General features: G+C 64.0%; 1 protein-coding gene. It reads right to left on the reverse strand.

Going from position 1 to position 567, the window contains the following annotated elements:
- Positions 1–556: hypothetical protein (locus HP566_RS21840; RefSeq protein ID WP_249976640.1), on the reverse strand; the 556-nt coding region annotated here is incomplete at its 3' end.
- Positions 557–567 lie beyond the last annotated feature (11 nt).

Below are 567 nucleotides of genomic sequence, written 5' to 3' on the forward strand. Positions count from 1 at the left end.
TCAGCGGCATGCTGGGCCAGGTGCCTGGTGTGATGTGGTTGAAGAGCCCCTCCTCAAGGGGGGCCAGGGTGCGCCACTCACCGGGAAGTGGGCGGCCACGGCGGTGTAACTCGTAGACCTGGGTGGCAGCGCTTCCGTTAAGGCGCACACGCACGACCAGCCGGATAAAATAGAACTGGCCAAGTTGTTCGGGCGCAAAGTGATAAGTAATCGCCGCCCCACCCGCTTCATTGCGTATATGGGCCAGTACATCGCGGGTCAGTTCCTGGTGCATGCCGCTCATGGGCACCCCCCATAGCCCGAACGCCAGGGTCTGCTCATCGGGGGGCTGGCCGCCGGGCAGGGTCAGCCGGAAGGCCAGGTCGCTGGCGGCGGGGCCAGGCCCTGGCCCCGCATGGGCTGTGGCGACCCCTTGCCGTTCCACAATGGCGTCACTGCCGCTTAATTTACCCAGCTCCTGCTCGTGCGATTTAAAATCCCACTGTTTGCTGCGCCGCCCCCAGTGGCTATGCTGGCACCAGCGTTGCACCGGGCTTAACGAAAACCGATTGGCCAACAGGTCACCCA

The organism is Vreelandella olivaria, assembly GCF_023507745.1.
Classification (GTDB): Bacteria; Pseudomonadota; Gammaproteobacteria; order Pseudomonadales; family Halomonadaceae; genus Vreelandella; species Vreelandella olivaria_A.